The following is a 15,431-nucleotide window of genomic DNA, read 5'->3' on the forward strand; positions in this document are numbered from 1 at the left end:
GCATGAGCGTGCTGCGCGCGCCCGGCCATCTGCTGCCACAGACCGTCTTGCCACGGATAAGCCTCAGCCACGGTGCATGCCCAGCAATTGCGGCAACAGGGCGTCGAGCTGGCCCTGCACCTGCTCCAGGGTTTGTGCGGCATCGATCAGGCGGTAGCGCCCGGGCTCAAGCCTGGCACGTTCAAGGTAGGTACTGCGCACGGCGTCAAAGAAGGTGCGGCCTTCCTGCTCAAAGCGGTCGAGGCGACCGCGGGCACTGGCACGGGCCATGCCGACTTCGATGGGCAGATCGAACACCAGGGTCAGATCCGGGCGCAGAGCCCCCTGAACAAAGGTCTCCAGGGTGGCGATGCGCTCATGGGACAAGCCCCGGCCGCCGCCCTGATAGGCATAGGTAGCATCGGTAAAGCGATCACACAGCACCACCGCGCCACGGGCCAGTGCCGGACGAATCACTTCGGCCAGATGCTGGGCGCGGGCGGCGAATACCAGCAGCAGCTCGGTGTCGGCACACATGGCGTCGTCGCTGGGCGTAAGCAGCAGCTCGCGGATGCGCTCAGCCAGCGGCGTGCCGCCGGGTTCGCGGGTCAGCACCACGTCGATGCCTGCGGCGAGCAAACGCTCTGCCAGGTACTCGCGATTGGTACTTTTGCCCGCGCCTTCGGGGCCTTCCAGGGTAATAAACAAGCCAGTCACAGGCGGCAATCCTTAATCAGTGTCTTTCGGACTTTGCGGCTCGACCGGGGCGCTTGCCGGTTCAGCAGCGGGGGTCGGCGCAGGGCTCGAACGATAATCGGCCCGACGTTTGATCTGGAATTCACGCACAGCAGAGTTGTGCGCATCCAGGTCATCGGAAAACGTGTGGCTGCCATCGCCCTTGGCCACAAAGTACAGGCTGGTGCCATCCGCCGGGTGCAGTGCGGCATAAATGGCCTCACGCCCGACCATGGCAATCGGTGTCGGCGGCAGACCGGGAATGGTGTAGGTGTTGTACGGCGTAGGCTCGCGCAAATGGGCGCGGGTCAGTTTGCCGTTGTATCGCTCACCCAGACCGTAGATCACCGTAGGATCGGTTTGCAGTGGCATGCCGATTTTCATCCGACGCACAAATACTCCGGCAATTTGCCCACGCTCTTGTGGCACACCGGTTTCTTTTTCCACCAGGGAAGCCATGATCAGCGCCTGGTATGGCGTTGTATAGGGTACGCCCGGGTCACGCTGTTCCCATTCCTGGGCCAGCACTTTATCCAGACGGTCGTAGGCCTTTTCCAGCAACTGGGCATCGGTCATGCCACGCACAAAACGGTAGGTATCAGGGAAAAACCGCCCTTCCGGGAATACCCCTTCGTGCCCGAGTTTGGCCATGACTTCGCTGTCGCTCAGGCCGTCGAGGGTCTGTTCGATTTTTTCGTGTTTGGCCAGGGCGCTACGCACCTGGCGAAAGTTCCAGCCTTCAACCAGGGTCAGGCTGTATTGCACCACCTCACCACGCTGCCACACACCGATCAACTCCTGGGCGGTCATGCCCGGAGTCATGCGATATTCGCCGCTGTGCAAAGGCTGGCCTTCAAGGTTAAAGCGCCAGTAAAGACGCAGCCAGAATGCGTCTTGCAGGTTACCGTCAGCTTCCAGTCGATTGAAGGTGCCGGTCGGCGTGGCGCCGGCCGGGACATCGAGCAATTGCTCTTGCGTCAGGTTCAGCGGCTGGTCGAGCGCCGAGTTGAGCTTCCAGGCACTGACGCCCAGCAGCAAGCCCGCCAGCACCAGACCTGTCTCCAGCAGCACCAAGATTTTACGTTTCACGAATCAGACATCCAGTAAGGTGCGAGCAATACCTTGCAGTTTACGGGTCAGCGGCCCCACCGGCCAGCTAAGGTCTGCAAAAGCGCGCACCGGCCAAATGCCATATACGCTGTTGCAGAGAAAGAGTTCATCGGCCTGTTGCAACTGCGCAAGGCTGATATCGGTAACATGGCAAGGGATGCCCAGGCGCCCGGCCTCGGCCAGCAGTGCAGCCCGCATCACGCCAGCCACACCGCAGCGGCGCAGGTCGGCAGTCAGCAAAACGCCGTCACGCACAATAAACAGATTGCTGAACACACCTTCAATCACCCGCCCCGAGGTATCGCGCATCAAGCCCTCGGCACAGGCCGGGTCTTGCCATTCGGAGCGCGCAATGACCTGTTCGAGTCGATTGAGGTGTTTGAGCCCGGCCAATAGCGGTTGCTCGGCCAGACGGGTGGCACAGTCGAACAGGGTGATACCGTGCAGCGCATTGGCTTCAGGCCAGGCAGCCGCCGGGCTGGCTTGCAGAATTCTTCGAGGCATGGCCCCGGGGGATATACCATAACCGCGCTGGCTGTCGCCGCGGGTCAGGATGAGCTTGAGGACGCCCTCGCCCATCGCGTGGGCGTAAGCCAGCAATTCGCTGCGGATCAGTGCTTGATCCGCAACAATCGCCAGCCGGGAACACCCTTGCGCCAGGCGCTGCAGGTGCAGCTCCAGCAGCAACGGCGTGCCAGCCTTGACGGCGATGGTCTCGAACAGTCCATCGCCATAGGCCAGCCCACGGTCTTTGAGCGACGCCAGGGCGCTCGCCGGTTGACCGTCGACCCAGCTTTGCATTACTCGGCGTACCGGCGGAACACCAGCGAGCCGTTGGTGCCACCAAAACCGAACGAGTTGGACAGCACCACATCGATCGGCATTTCGCGCGGCGTGTGCGGCACGAAATCCAGGTCGCAGCCTTCATCAGGCTCGTCGAGGTTGATGGTCGGCGGTGCAATCTGGCTGTTGATGGCCAGTACGCTGAAGATCGCCTCGACTGCACCGGCGGCACCCAACAGGTGACCGGTCATGGACTTGGTCGAACTCACGGCCAGGTTGTAGGCGTGATCGCCGAACACCGACTTGATCGCCGAAACTTCTGCCAGGTCACCGGCAGGCGTCGAGGTGCCGTGGGCGTTGATGTACTGCACCTGATCAGGGTTGACCCGGGCATCACGCAAGGCATTGGTGATGCAGCGTGCCGCACCCGCACCGTCAGCCGGAGGCGAGGTCATGTGGAAAGCGTCACCGCTCATACCAAAACCGATCAGCTCGGCGTAGATGGTCGCGCCACGCGCCTTGGCATGCTCGAGCTCTTCGAGCACCAGCGCGCCGGCACCGTCGGACAGCACAAAACCGTCACGGCCTTTGTCCCACGGACGGCTGGCCCGGGTCGGGTCGTCGTTGCGGGTCGACAGCGCACGGGAAGCACCAAAGCCGCCCATGCCCAGACCGCAAGCAGCCATTTCTGCGCCACCTGCAATCATCACATCGGCTTCGCCGTAGGCAATGTTGCGCGCCGCCATGCCAATACAGTGCGTACCGGTGGTACAGGCTGTGGCGATGGCGTAGTTAGGCCCCTGTGTACCCAGGTGGATAGACAGAAAGCCGGAAATCATGTTGATGATCGAGCCCGGCACAAAAAACGGAGAAATCCGTCGCGGGCCTTGCTCGTGCAGGGTACGGCTGGTTTCTTCGATATTGGTCAGACCGCCAATACCCGACCCCATTGCCACACCGATGCGCTCACGATTGGCGTCGGTAACTTCCAGGCCGGAATTGCGCACAGCCTGAAACCCGGCTGCCAGACCGTATTGAATAAACAGGTCAAGTTTTCGGGCTTCTTTGACGGAGAGGTAGTCCTCAACGTTAAAGCCCTGTACCGAGCCGCCAAAACGGGTGGAATAGGCAGAAAGATCCGTGTGTTCGATCAGACCAATGCCACTACGGCCTGCCAGAATGCCTTGCCAGGTGCTCGGAACATCCGCACCCAGTGGCGACAACATCCCCATACCGGTGACTACGACGCGTCTACGCGACACAGCACTCTCCTTTATTCTATTGACGACACTTTGCATCACACCTAAAGAAAAAACCGCACGCCAGAGCGGCAGTGCGGTTTTTCCATGACAGCGAGCAACGATTACAAACTATTACGCCTGGTGGCTAGTAACGTAGTCGATTGCTGCTTGTACAGTAGTGATCTTTTCAGCTTCTTCGTCAGGAATCTCAGTCTCGAATTCCTCTTCCAGAGCCATCACAAGCTCAACGGTGTCAAGGGAGTCGGCACCCAGGTCTTCAACGAAGGAAGCGGCATTGGTCACTTCTTCTTCTTTAACGCCCAGTTGCTCGGCAACGATTTTCTTGACGCGCTCTTCGATGGTGCTCATACCTTGTTTTCACTCCTAATGGACAAATTCAGGCAGCTGGCCAGTGGGCAAGTGTATCGAAAGCCTTTTCGGTTTTTCAACTGAAAGCTTTGCACTCACCCCGCAACAACCGGCCACCTATAAAAAGATTGCAGCTTTATAACGGATTTTAGACAGCTCGTATGACATTTTTTTGAAGCAATCCGTCACATTTAACTCATGTACATCCCGCCGTTGACCGGAATTGTAGCCCCGGTCACGTAGGCTGCACCGTCGGATGCCAGGAAAGCGACCACGTTTGCGATCTCTTGAGCCTGGCCCAGACGGCCCAGCGGAATCTGCGTCTGCAAGGCTTCGCGCTGTGCTTCTGGCAGCTCACGGGTCATATCGGTGTCGATAAAACCTGGAGCGACCGAGTTGACAGTGATCGAGCGAGAGCCCACTTCACGTGCCAGAGCACGACCGAAACCTTCAAGGCCTGCCTTGGCGGCGGCGTAGTTTACTTGGCCAGCGTTGCCCATGGCACCCACAACAGAGCCAATATTGATAATTCGTCCCCAACGGGCCTTGGTCATGCCGCGCAAAACACCTTTGGACAGGCGATACAGACTGTTCAGGTTGGTGTCGATGACATCATGCCATTCGTCATCTTTCATGCGCATCATCAGGTTATCACGGGTGATACCGGCATTATTGACCAGGATCGCCGGCGCGCCGAACTGCTCCTGAATGCTCGCCAGTACCGCAGCAACCGATTCATTGCTGGTCACGTTGAGTTCCATGCCAGTGCCCTGAACACCGTTTTCTTTCAGGGTGGCAGCGATGCGCTCGGCACCGGAAGCGGAAGTCGCCGTACCAATTACAATGGCGCCCTGACGACCCAACTCCAACGCGATAGCCTGGCCAATGCCACGGCTTGCGCCTGTTACCAGTGCAACTTTACCTTGCAAGCTCATGCAGGCTTCTCCTGATTCAGACCAGAGCCAAGCGCGCAGCGGCGAAGGCATCCGGGGTATTCAAATTGTGAGTGGTAACGCCTTCGGCACAGCGCTTGCTGATGCCCACCAGGACCTTGCCCGGACCGCATTCGACCAGGTCAACCGGACCATTGGCCGCCAGGGCCTGAACCGATTCAACCCAGCGCACAGGCTTGTACAGCTGCTCAAGCAAATCGCGCTTGAGGGTTGGCAAATCGGCTGCCACCGCGGCGCTGACATTCTGCACCAGGGCAATGGCCGGCATTTTCCAGTCGATCGCTTCAATGGACTCGGCAAAACGCTCGGCAGCTGGACGCATCAGTTCGCAGTGCGACGGTACGCTTACCGGCAACGGCAAGGCACGCTTGGCGCCCTTGGCCTTGCACAGTTCCATGGCGCGCTCGACAGCGGCCTTGGCCCCGGCAATCACGACCTGACCCGGCGAGTTGAAGTTGACCGCGCTGACCACTTCGCCTTGCGCAGCTTCAGCACAGGCAGCCAGTACATCGGCATCTTCCAGACCCAGGATCGCCGCCATGGCGCCCTGCCCGGCCGGTACGGCCTCTTGCATCAACTGACCACGACGCTCGACCAGCTTGACCGCCTCGGCCAGGGTCAGGCATTCGGCGGCCACCAGCGCGCTGTACTCGCCCAGGCTGTGGCCGGCAACGAAGTCAGGACGCTTGCCGCCTTCAGCCAACCACAGACGCCAAAGGGCAATCGAGGCCGCAAGAATGGCAGGCTGGGTGATATCAGTCTGGTTCAGCTTCTCGGCAGGACCTTCCTGAGTCAGCGCCCACAGGTCGTAACCCAGGGCGTCAGACGCTTCTTTAAATGTTTCCAGGACCAGCGGATGTGCCGCGCCCAGCTCGGCCAACATGCCGAGGGACTGCGAACCCTGCCCTGGAAAGACGAATGCGAGGGATGTAGACATGTAACAAGCCCCTAATGATCTTGTCGTCGGAGAATTGACGTCCTGCCGTGGCGGACGCAAGAAACTGACAGTTGGATGGCTGATTGGACCGGGCGGTCACATTTAAGCGCCCGACCGCTAAAACGCCTACGGCAACAACCCTTCAAGGCGCCCATACAAACGCTTTGGCAGGTCTTCATGGATTTCAATCAGCGCACGTTCAATTGCACTTTGAAAGCCCTGAGCACCTGCCGAACCGTGACTCTTGACCACAATGCCCTGCAAGCCGAGAAAGCTCGCACCATTATGCCGCGCCGGCGCCAGATCCGCCTGCAAGCGCCGCATCAACGGCAATGCCAGCACGCCCACGAAGCGACTGAACAGGTTGCGCCTGAACACCGCCTCAAGCCGGCTCGAAATCATCGTTGCCAGGCCTTCGCTGGACTTGAGCATGATGTTGCCGACAAACCCGTCACACACCACCACATCAGCTTCGCCCCGATACACCCCGTCGCCTTCGACAAAACCGATGTAATGCAACCCCGGCGCCGCCTGCAACAATGCCGCCGCCTCCTTGACCTGCTGATTGCCCTTGACGTCCTCGGTACCGATATTGAGCAAGGCGACCCGCGGACGAGGCACACCAAGCGCCTGCGCCGCCACCGAGCCCATCACCGCAAACTGGAACAACTGACTGGCCGTGCAATCGACATTCGCCCCCAGATCCAGCAACTGACAGTAGCCGGTCTGGGTCGGAACTGCCGCCACCATCGCTGGACGGTCGATGCCCGGCAAGGTCTTGAGCACATGCCGGGACAAGGCCATCAGCGCCCCCGTGTTACCGGAACTGACACAAGCTTGCACCTTGCCATCACGGAGCAACTCCAGAGCAACGCGCATGGACGAGTCCGGCTTGCTGCGCAGGGCATGGGAAGGCCGCTCATTCATGGCAATGACTTCTGAAGCCGGGACAATAGACAGGCGCGAGCGATCCACAGCCGAATGGCCAGCGATCAGGGATTCAAGTAGGGAAGGTTGACCAACGAGGGTCAGATGCAGCGAGGGAGTAGCAGACAGGCAGGCAATACAGGCCTGAACAATGCTGCGGGGACCGAAGTCCCCGCCCATTGCGTCGATCGCGATGACCTGAGCGGACAAGTGATTACTCGTCAGCGCCCTTGTCGATCACTTTACGACCACGGTATACGCCTTCTGGCGATACGTGGTGACGCAGGTGAATTTCACCGGTGGTTTTTTCTACAGACAGAGTGCTAGCCGAAAGAGCATCGTGCGAACGACGCATGTCACGGGCAGAGCGGGATTTTTTGTTCTGCTGAACAGCCATAATTGATTAACTCCTAAACGTTTGGGTCACGCTTTAACTGCGCCAATACACTGAACGGGTTGGACCGCGTTACCTCGTCCTCGCCTGGTTCGGGCTCATCGAGACCCGCCGGCTGCTGGCATTCTTCCGGATGATGAGCAGGCACAATGGGCAAGGCGAGCAAAAGCTCCTCCTCGATCAGTGCATGCAGATCCAATGGATCTTCGCCCAGTTCCAGCACGTCATAACCTTTCGGTAACGACTGGGTATTCGCACCCTCTTTCACCACGGCGTAACTGCATTCGCTGTGGATCGGCAGGGTGACCAGCTCAAGACAACGCTGGCAAACCATCTTGACCTCGACGTCGATGGAGCTGTGTATTACCACAGATCTACGTTCGTCGCGCTCAAAAACAAATTTAGCCTGGACCGTACCGACATCGTCGGAAAGCGGATCGCAGAGTCTCTCCAAATCAGCCAGCAACACTTCACCTTGAAGGGTAGTGCCACGATCAGCCAATTTGCGCGGGTCAACGTGAGGTGGAATCGGGTCATTCAACATAGGCGCAGCATTCTAGGGAGGACCCCTTCACGTGTCAAAGGAAATTGTGTCTGTGCGACATTGCGTACGAGCATTAGAATCGTCAACTGCCTACAGGAGTCGCGCATGCTACCTTTATTACTCGCTTCAAGCTCGGTTTATCGCCGCGATTTATTGTCTCGCCTGCGTCTGCCCTTCACGTGCAGCTCGCCGGATATCGACGAAGGCCATCATCAAGGCGAGACCGCCATCGAACTGGTCAAGCGCCTGTCACTGGAAAAAGCCCGCGCGCTGGCTGCCAGCCATCCGAATCATCTGATTATCGGCTCGGACCAGGTTGCCGTACTCGACGGACGGATCATCGGCAAACCCCACACTTACGAAAAAGCGCACCAGCAATTGACCACGGCAAGCGGTGCCAGCGTCAGCTTCCTGACCGGCCTGACCCTGCTCAACAGCCAGACCGGCCATTATCAGACCGATTGCGTGCCGTTTACCGTACACATGCGCAGCCTGAGCGCAGAGCAGATCGAGCGTTATCTGCGCGCCGAGCAGCCCTACGACTGCGCAGGCAGCTTTAAAGCCGAAGGGCTTGGCGTGAGCCTGTTTCAGCGCACCGAAGGCGATGACGCCACCAGCCTGGTCGGCCTGCCACTGATCCGACTGGTGGACATGCTGCTTGCCGAGGGCATACACCTGCCATGAATAAGCCGGGCAATCTGTAGCAGCTGCCGAGGAACGAAGGCTGCGTTCGGCAGCTGCTACGCGACATAGAGCCTCTAAACTTTTTGCCAGCCATAAAAAAACCGGCCCTCTTTCAGGCCGGCTTGTTTGAAGCACTCAACAATCAGCGCAGCGTCGGCCCCTGAAAGCCCATCCACATGGCCAATTGCTCAGCCACGCTGGCACCGAGCTTTTTCGAGAAGCGGTCGAAAGCCGATTCCTGCACCGTGAAGTCCACCAGCTCCTTGGCGCCGATCACGTCACGGGCAACCGAACTGGTATTGCCCAGCCCGTCAATCAACCCCAGCGGCAGCGCCTGCTGCCCCGTCCAGACCAGGCCCGAGAACAGCTCCGGGTGCTCCTTGTCTTTCAGGCGATCGCCACGCCCCTGCTTGACGCTGTCAATGAACTGCTGGTGCGTCACATTCAACACACCCTGCCAGAACTTGGTCTCATCCGGCTTTTCCGGCTCAAACGGATCCAGGAACGCCTTGTGGTCGCCCGACGTGTAAGCACGACGCTGAATACCCAGCTTGTCCATCGCACCGACGAAACCGAAGCCTGCCGCCGTCACGCCAATCGACCCGACGAGACTGGCCTTGTCGGCGTAGATCTCATCAGCAGCACTGGCAATGTAATAAGCCCCGGATGCCCCCAGATCGGAAATCACCGCATACACCTTGGTATCGGGATGCAGCCCACGCAGGCGACGGATTTCATCGTAGACATAACCCGACTGCACAGGACTGCCGCCCGGGCTGTTGATGCGCAGCACCACCCCCTTGACCCGCGGATCGTCAAACGCAGCCTGCAGGCTGGTGACCAGATTGTCGGCACTGGCCGGCTCCTTATCGGCAATCGGACCACGCACATCGATCAGCGCGGTGTAGCTGGAACCGCCGACAGCGCTGCGCTCCATACTCACCAACGGGGTAAACAGCAACAACACCGCAATCAGGTAGCAGAACATCAACACCTTGAAGAAAATGCCCCAGCGCCGCGAGCGGCGCTGCTCCTGAATGCCCGCCAACAGGGTTTTTTCCAGCAACTGCCAGCTTTTGTCACCACCGACAGTGTTTTCAGCCGCAGAGGGCGCCTTCCATTGATCGACCATGCACTACCCCAGCAAAGATCTTAATTAGCCTGGCGATCAAGCCAGGCACGCAACTCGGGAAAACTGTCAATTGCCAACCGGGGCTCGAACGTCAGCAAGCGCTCCATCGATTGAGCACCATAGCCTACCGCAACCGAGTCGATACCCGCATTGCGCGCCATCAGCAAATCAAAGGACGCATCACCCACCATCAACGCCTGCTGCGGACACACATCGCAATGAGCCAGGATCTGATTGAGCATCAACGGATCAGGCTTGCTGGCGGTCTCGTCTGCAGCACGGGTGATATCGAAGAAATCCTCCCAGCCGTGGGCCTTGAGCACACGATCAAGGCCACGACGGGCCTTGCCCGTGGCCACCGCCAGACGATAGCCCTGGGCACGGAATGCTTCCAGCGATTCCCGGACTCCCGCAAACAACGGCGAAGGCTCGGCATCCATGGCGATATAAATATCGGCATAGTGCTGGCGGAAGGCAATCACCTGCTCCGGGGGCATGTCGGGGTAAAGGGTCAGGATCGCCTCAGGCAACCCCAGACCGATAATCCCCTTGACCGCCTGCGCATCACGTACCGGACGCCCCGCACGTTGCGCCGCACCCTGCATCGCCGTGACAATCCGACCAATGGAATCAGCCAGCGTGCCATCCCAGTCAAAAATGAGCAGCTTGTACTCAGTAAGGGGCACTCAGACGCTCCACGGTTTTGGCCCACATTTCATCGACCGGGGCCTGGAATTTCATTTCAGTCCCATCGGGCATCGGCACGGTCAGCATGTAGGCATGCAGAAACAGGCGCTTGCCGCCCAGGTCGCGGATTTCCTTGGAGAACCCCTCATCACCGTACTTGCTGTCGCCGGCAATGCAATGCCCGGCATGCAGGGTATGCACACGGATCTGGTGAGTACGCCCGGTAATCGGTCGCGCTTCGACCATGGTTGCAAAATCACCAAAGCGGCGCAGCACCTTGAACACAGTGACCGACTCTTTGCCTTCGTCTTCGTTGACTTCAACCATGCGCTCACCCGAACGCAAGTTGCTCTTCATCAGCGGCGCACGCACCTGCTTGATGGACGCCGCCCAGTTGCCACGCACCAGAGCCATATAACGCTTGTCGATACCGTCGCCGCGCAGGGCCTCGTGCAAATGACGCAACATGCTGCGCTTTTTGGCGATCATCAGCAGGCCGGACGTGTCACGGTCCAGGCGATGCACCAGCTCCAGCTCCTTGACGTCTGGGCGCATCTGACGAAAGGCTTCAATCACGCCAAAGGTCAGGCCGCTGCCGCCGTGCACGGCGATGCCTGCTGGCTTGTTCAATATAATCAGGGCCTTGTCTTCATAGACAATGGCCGCTTCAAGGCGCAGCAACAAACCCTGGGCCACAGGCACCGGCTCGTCGCGCTCAGGCACGCGAACCGGCGGCACGCGCACGATATCGCCGGCCTGCAGCTTGTACTCGGGCTTGATCCGGCCCTTGTTCACACGCACTTCGCCTTTACGCAAAATGCGGTAAATCAAGGTCTTGGGAACACCCTTGAGCCGAGCAAGAAGGAAGTTGTCGATGCGTTGGCCGGCATATTCCGGCGAGACCTCAAGCAGCTGGACGCTGGGGGTCGGGGGGGTAGTCGTCGTCATGCCGTGAATGATAACAATTTTTTATGGAATTGAAGCACTTAATCATTGCTGCTATAGTCGCGAACGCCGCCAAAAGCGGCCTGGACAGAGGATTAACGGTGAACAACCGGCCCTGACCAACGCTCTTGATCAGGACGCGAGGCCGTCCTACGGGGCTTTTGCTGGATACGCAAGACCTGGAGTTGTAACAAGCGCAGGTGACATGAGGCCTGAAGCGAGCCTGGAAAGCAGAGTGCAAACTCGCCTTTTACGCCGATATTCACGGCCAGTTCACAAAGTGCAGTCAGCCTCGGGAATTTCGAGCGAATGCTTCGGAAACAACGCCTTTATTAGCCATGATGCGTGAACTCCCCTTTGGAGAACACGGTAAATGCCAACCCGCTGCGGATTCTGCGCGCGGCAGCACCCGAATTATCAGGGATACGTGTAGGGTGGAGATGCACAACCGCCGGACTGTGTAGCAATAGGCTTTATCAAGACGCTTCATCTCGTCCACAGCCGCCGGTTGATTCCTCCTCCTGACCAGACTTTTGCTTAAGAGGTGCATTAGCACCACAGCAAGCAGGAAGCGTAAGTCGCGACTTCGCCCCCAAGGGTCGAACCTCGCTGTACACAGGAGTGGCCAACAACTCCTGACGCACCTGACACCGACCATGAGAAGTCGTGTGTGCCGAACGCCGTTTCCGGTAGCCCGGAAACCGACGGTACAACATGAAAAGAATGCTGATTAACGCAACTCAACCTGAAGAGTTGCGCGTTGCACTGGTAGATGGCCAACGCCTCTACGACCTGGACATCGAGTCGGGTGCTCGCGAGCAGAAGAAAGCCAACATCTATAAAGGCCGTATTACTCGCATCGAACCAAGCCTTGAGGCTGCCTTTGTCGATTTCGGCTCCGAGCGCCACGGCTTCCTGCCCCTCAAAGAAATCTCCCGCGAGTACTTCAAGAAAGCCCCTGAAGGCCGCGTCAACATCAAGGACGTCCTGAGCGAAGGCCAGGAAGTCATCGTGCAGGTCGAAAAAGAAGAGCGCGGCAACAAGGGCGCAGCCCTGACCACGTTTATCAGCCTCGCCGGCCGCTACCTGGTCCTGATGCCAAACAACCCGCGTGCAGGCGGTATTTCCCGTCGCATCGAAGGTGAAGAGCGCAACGAACTGCGTGAAGCGCTGAACGGCCTGATCGCTCCTGCCGACATGGGCCTGATCGTTCGCACTGCCGGCCTTGGCCGCAGCAGTGAAGAAATGCAGTGGGACCTCGATTACCTGCTGCAACTGTGGACCGCCATCAAAGAAGCCTCGCTGGATCGCGCCGCACCCTTCCTGATCTACCAGGAAAGCAACGTGATCATCCGCGCCATCCGCGACTACCTGCGCCAGGACATCGGCGAAGTGCTGATCGACAGCGTTGAAGCCCAGGACGAAGCCCTGACCTTTATCCGCCAGGTGATGCCGCAGTACGCCAGCAAAATCAAACTCTACGAAGACAGCGTTCCGCTGTTCAACCGTTTCCAGATCGAAAGCCAGATCGAGACCGCTTTCCAGCGCGTCGTTGAACTGCCTTCCGGCGGTTCCATCGTTATCGACCCGACCGAAGCCCTGGTGTCCATCGACATCAACTCGGCCCGCGCCACCAAAGGCAGCGATATCGAAGAAACCGCACTGCAAACCAACCTTGAAGCGGCGGAAGAAATCGCCCGTCAGTTGCGCCTGCGCGACATCGGCGGCCTGATCGTCATCGACTTCATCGACATGACCCCGGCCAAAAACCAGCGCGCAGTGGAAGAAAAAGTCCGCGAATGCCTGGAAGCCGACCGCGCCCGCGTACAAGTGGGTCGTATCTCGCGCTTCGGCCTGCTGGAAATGTCCCGTCAGCGTCTGCGCCCATCCCTGGGTGAAAGCAGCGGCATCGTTTGCCCGCGCTGCAACGGCACCGGCATCATCCGTGATGTTGAATCGCTGTCGCTGGCGATCCTGCGCCTGATCGAAGAAGAAGCCCTGAAGGACCGCACTGCCGAAGTCCGCGCCCAGGTGCCAATCCCGGTTGCAGCGTTCCTGCTCAACGAAAAACGCAACTCGATCACCAAGATCGAACTGCGTACCCGTGCCCGCATCGTCATTCTGCCGAACGACCACCTCGAAACGCCGCACTTCGAAGTTCAGCGCCTGCGTGATGACAGCCCGGAAGCCCACACCAACCAGTCCAGCTATGAAATCGCTGCCGCTGCCGCTGAAGTGGAAGAAGTTCAACCGGCTGCTGCCACCCGCACCCTGGTTCGCCAGGAAGCCGCCGTTAAAACAGCACCGCCACGCACCTCGGCACCGGTTCCGACCGAAGCCGCTGCTGCTGCCGCACCTGCTCCTGCACCGGCGGCCACCATCGCCGAGCCAAGCCTGTTCAAGGGCCTGGTCAAGTCGCTGGTAAGCCTGTTTGCCTCCAAGGAAGAGCCTGCAGCACCGACCGTAGTCGAGAAGCCGGCAACCCCTGAGCGCCCTGCACGCAACGAAGAACGTCGCAACGGTCGCCAGCAGAGCCGTAACCGCAACGGTCGTCGTGACGAAGAACGTAAACCGCGCGAAGAGCGTGCTCCACGTGAAGAGCGTGCCGCTCGCGAACCACGCGAAGAGCGCAGCCCTCGCGAAGAAACTCCGGTTGTGGCTCAAGCCCCTCGCGAAGAGCGCGCACCGCGTCCACCGCGCGAAGAACGTGCGCCGCGTGCACCACGTGAAGACCGCAAGCCGCGTGGCGAACGCGAAGAGCGCGTACGTGAACTGCGCGAGCCTCTGGATGCAGCACCAGCCGTAGCCGCTGTGGCCGCTACCACTGCTGTAGCTGAAGAGCGCCCAGCCCGTCAGCCGCGTGAAGAGCGCCAGCCGCGCGCACCTCGCGAAGAACGTGCGCCACGCGAAGAGCAGGTTGTAGCTGCCGCTGAAGACGAAGAAGTGCTGAACGGTGAAGAGCAGTCCCAGGACGAGACCCAGGACAACGCCGAAGGCGATCGTCCACGCCGTCGTTCCCGTGGCCAGCGTCGTCGCAGCAACCGCCGCGAGCGTCAGCGTGACGCCAACGGCAACGTGATTGAAGGCTCGGAAGAGAACAGCGAAGAAGGCAACAGCCAGAACGCTCCTGCAACCACTTCTGAAGCAGCCGTCGTGGCCGTGACTGAAACCGTTGCCAGCCAGGTCGTCAGCGCTCCTGCTGAAGCCCAGGCGCACCAGCAGGCAGAACGCGCAACAGAAGTGGCCCAGGAATCGGCCCCGGCTGAAACCGTGGCCGTTGTTGAAGCTGACAAGGAAATTGTGGCTGTCGAAACACCTGCGGCCCAGGCCCCAGCCGTTGAAACCGCTGGCGAAGCAGCAACTAAAGAAGAAGCAGTCGCTGCCCAGGCACCGGCCACTGAAACGCCTGTTGTTGAAACTCCAGTAGTAGAAGCACCGGCAGTAGAAGCAGTGACGCCGATCGAAGCCGTCAAGGCGCCTGAAGTTGAAATTGCACCAGCTCAAGAAGCACAGCCTGAAGTCCAGGCCGTTGCCCAGCCGGTTGCAGCGACTCCAGAGCCAGTGGTTGAAGCCGTGGTGGAAGCACCAGCGGTCGAAACTCCGGTTATCGAAAAAGCACCGCATGCCCGCGAAGCCCGCGTTGTGCGCGCGCCAGTAGCAGAGCCTGCCGCTGTTGAAGCCGTAGCAGAGCCCGTTGCCGCACCTGAAGTGGTAACCGTTGAAGCCGCGGTCGAAACGATAGTAGCCGTAGAGCCGGCCCCCGTTGAGACTGTTGTGACAACTGAAGTGGTTGAGGTAGTGGTTGCAGCAGCTCCGGTTGTCAGCGCCCCAAGCAACGGTCGCGCACCTAACGACCCGCGTGAAGTACGTCGTCGCAAGCGTGAAGAGGCAGCTGCTGCAGCGGCCGCTCAGGCAACTGCGCATGAAGGCGTAGCCCAGGAAAAGGCACACGAGGATAAACCCCTCGCCTAATTCCAAAGGCCATTAAAAAGCCCCGCCAGTTCTGAACTG

Annotated in this window: 15 protein-coding genes; 2 read left to right on the forward strand and 13 right to left on the reverse strand. The window is 59.5% G+C overall.

The window, feature by feature from the left end; all coding sequences use genetic code 11:
- Positions 1-63: 63 nt before the first annotated feature.
- From tmk to GHO03_RS12850, 10 genes are all read right to left on the reverse strand, one after another.
- Positions 64-696, reverse strand: coding sequence for a dTMP kinase (gene tmk / locus GHO03_RS12805; RefSeq protein WP_372241737.1), 633 nt, complete (start codon positions 694-696; stop codon positions 64-66).
- Positions 697-708: 12 nt separating this feature from the next.
- Positions 709-1,803, reverse strand: coding sequence for an endolytic transglycosylase MltG (gene mltG / locus GHO03_RS12810; protein WP_095024456.1), 1,095 nt, complete (start codon positions 1,801-1,803; stop codon positions 709-711).
- A gap of 3 nt (positions 1,804-1,806) precedes the next feature.
- Positions 1,807-2,625 (reverse strand): aminodeoxychorismate lyase, encoded by an 819-nt coding sequence (gene pabC, locus GHO03_RS12815; protein ID WP_095024455.1) that lies wholly within the window; start codon positions 2,623-2,625, stop codon positions 1,807-1,809.
- Positions 2,625-3,869, reverse strand: coding sequence for a beta-ketoacyl-ACP synthase II (fabF, locus tag GHO03_RS12820; protein WP_029611296.1), 1,245 nt, complete (start codon positions 3,867-3,869; stop codon positions 2,625-2,627). Before fabF ends, pabC begins: the two co-directional genes overlap by 1 nt.
- A gap of 111 nt (positions 3,870-3,980) precedes the next feature.
- Positions 3,981-4,217: an acyl carrier protein gene (acpP, locus tag GHO03_RS12825; RefSeq protein ID WP_016779952.1), complete on the reverse strand. Its 237-nt coding sequence runs from the start codon at positions 4,215-4,217 to the stop codon at positions 3,981-3,983.
- Positions 4,218-4,408: 191 nt separating this feature from the next.
- Positions 4,409-5,152 carry a 3-oxoacyl-ACP reductase FabG gene (gene fabG / locus GHO03_RS12830; protein ID WP_016779951.1) on the reverse strand — a complete coding sequence of 248 codons (744 nt, stop codon included), beginning with the start codon at positions 5,150-5,152 and terminating at the stop codon, positions 4,409-4,411.
- 16 nt (positions 5,153-5,168) lie between these two features.
- Positions 5,169-6,107: an ACP S-malonyltransferase gene (gene fabD, locus GHO03_RS12835; RefSeq protein WP_095003156.1), complete on the reverse strand. Its 939-nt coding sequence runs from the start codon at positions 6,105-6,107 to the stop codon at positions 5,169-5,171.
- A 126-nt stretch (positions 6,108-6,233) separates the two neighbouring features.
- On the reverse strand, positions 6,234-7,244 hold the full coding sequence (plsX, locus tag GHO03_RS12840) for a phosphate acyltransferase PlsX (protein WP_095003155.1): 1,011 nt from the start codon (positions 7,242-7,244) through the stop codon (positions 6,234-6,236).
- Between the two features lie 4 nt (positions 7,245-7,248).
- Positions 7,249-7,431, reverse strand: coding sequence for a 50S ribosomal protein L32 (gene rpmF / locus GHO03_RS12845; RefSeq protein WP_003442519.1), 183 nt, complete (start codon positions 7,429-7,431; stop codon positions 7,249-7,251).
- A 13-nt stretch (positions 7,432-7,444) separates the two neighbouring features.
- A complete protein-coding gene (locus GHO03_RS12850; protein WP_016779948.1) occupies positions 7,445-7,972 on the reverse strand; it encodes a YceD family protein in 528 nt (175 codons plus the stop codon).
- A gap of 105 nt (positions 7,973-8,077) precedes the next feature.
- Between GHO03_RS12850 and GHO03_RS12855 the strand changes: the two genes are divergently transcribed.
- Complete coding sequence (locus tag GHO03_RS12855; RefSeq protein WP_095019640.1) at positions 8,078-8,656, forward strand: nucleoside triphosphate pyrophosphatase; 579 nt, start codon at positions 8,078-8,080, stop codon at positions 8,654-8,656.
- A 142-nt stretch (positions 8,657-8,798) separates the two neighbouring features.
- Here GHO03_RS12855 and GHO03_RS12860 read toward each other — a convergent pair whose 3' ends face one another.
- Genes GHO03_RS12860 through rluC form a run of 3 tightly spaced genes read right to left on the reverse strand, consistent with a single transcriptional unit; the run spans position 8,799 to position 11,423 of the window.
- Positions 8,799-9,788 carry a S49 family peptidase gene (locus tag GHO03_RS12860; protein WP_095003152.1) on the reverse strand — a complete coding sequence of 330 codons (990 nt, stop codon included), beginning with the start codon at positions 9,786-9,788 and terminating at the stop codon, positions 8,799-8,801.
- A 20-nt stretch (positions 9,789-9,808) separates the two neighbouring features.
- On the reverse strand, positions 9,809-10,474 hold the full coding sequence (locus GHO03_RS12865) for an HAD-IA family hydrolase (RefSeq protein WP_095003151.1): 666 nt from the start codon (positions 10,472-10,474) through the stop codon (positions 9,809-9,811).
- The gene (gene rluC / locus GHO03_RS12870; RefSeq protein ID WP_095003150.1) at positions 10,461-11,423 is read right to left on the reverse strand and encodes a 23S rRNA pseudouridine(955/2504/2580) synthase RluC; all 963 of its coding nucleotides are present in this window, start codon (positions 11,421-11,423) and stop codon (positions 10,461-10,463) included. Before rluC ends, GHO03_RS12865 begins: the two co-directional genes overlap by 14 nt.
- Before the next feature lie 720 nt (positions 11,424-12,143).
- On the opposite strand from rluC, the gene rne reads away from it, so the two are divergent.
- A complete protein-coding gene (gene rne, locus GHO03_RS12875) occupies positions 12,144-15,392 on the forward strand; it encodes a ribonuclease E (protein ID WP_153399929.1) in 3,249 nt (1,082 codons plus the stop codon).
- The last annotated feature ends 39 nt before the right edge of the window (positions 15,393-15,431 follow it).

It is taken from the genome of Pseudomonas sp. FSL R10-1339 (assembly GCF_009600545.1).
Classification (GTDB): domain Bacteria; phylum Pseudomonadota; class Gammaproteobacteria; order Pseudomonadales; family Pseudomonadaceae; genus Aquipseudomonas; species Aquipseudomonas bubulae.

Coding starts and splice junctions, on each gene's coding strand:
- pabC (WP_095024455.1), bottom strand. CDS start 2,625: ATGCAAAGCTGGGTCGACGGTCAACCGGCGAGCGCCCTGGCGTCGCTC.
- acpP (WP_016779952.1), bottom strand. CDS start 4,217: ATGAGCACCATCGAAGAGCGCGTCAAGAAAATCGTTGCCGAGCAACTG.
- fabG (WP_016779951.1), bottom strand. CDS start 5,152: ATGAGCTTGCAAGGTAAAGTTGCACTGGTAACAGGCGCAAGCCGTGGC.
- fabD (WP_095003156.1), bottom strand. CDS start 6,107: ATGTCTACATCCCTCGCATTCGTCTTTCCAGGGCAGGGTTCGCAGTCC.
- rpmF (WP_003442519.1), bottom strand. CDS start 7,431: ATGGCTGTTCAGCAGAACAAAAAATCCCGCTCTGCCCGTGACATGCGT.
- GHO03_RS12850 (WP_016779948.1), bottom strand. CDS start 7,972: ATGTTGAATGACCCGATTCCACCTCACGTTGACCCGCGCAAATTGGCT.
- GHO03_RS12855 (WP_095019640.1), top strand. CDS start 8,078: ATGCTACCTTTATTACTCGCTTCAAGCTCGGTTTATCGCCGCGATTTA.
- GHO03_RS12860 (WP_095003152.1), bottom strand. CDS start 9,788: ATGGTCGATCAATGGAAGGCGCCCTCTGCGGCTGAAAACACTGTCGGT.
- rluC (WP_095003150.1), bottom strand. CDS start 11,423: ATGACGACGACTACCCCCCCGACCCCCAGCGTCCAGCTGCTTGAGGTC.
- rne (WP_153399929.1), top strand. CDS start 12,144: ATGCTGATTAACGCAACTCAACCTGAAGAGTTGCGCGTTGCACTGGTA.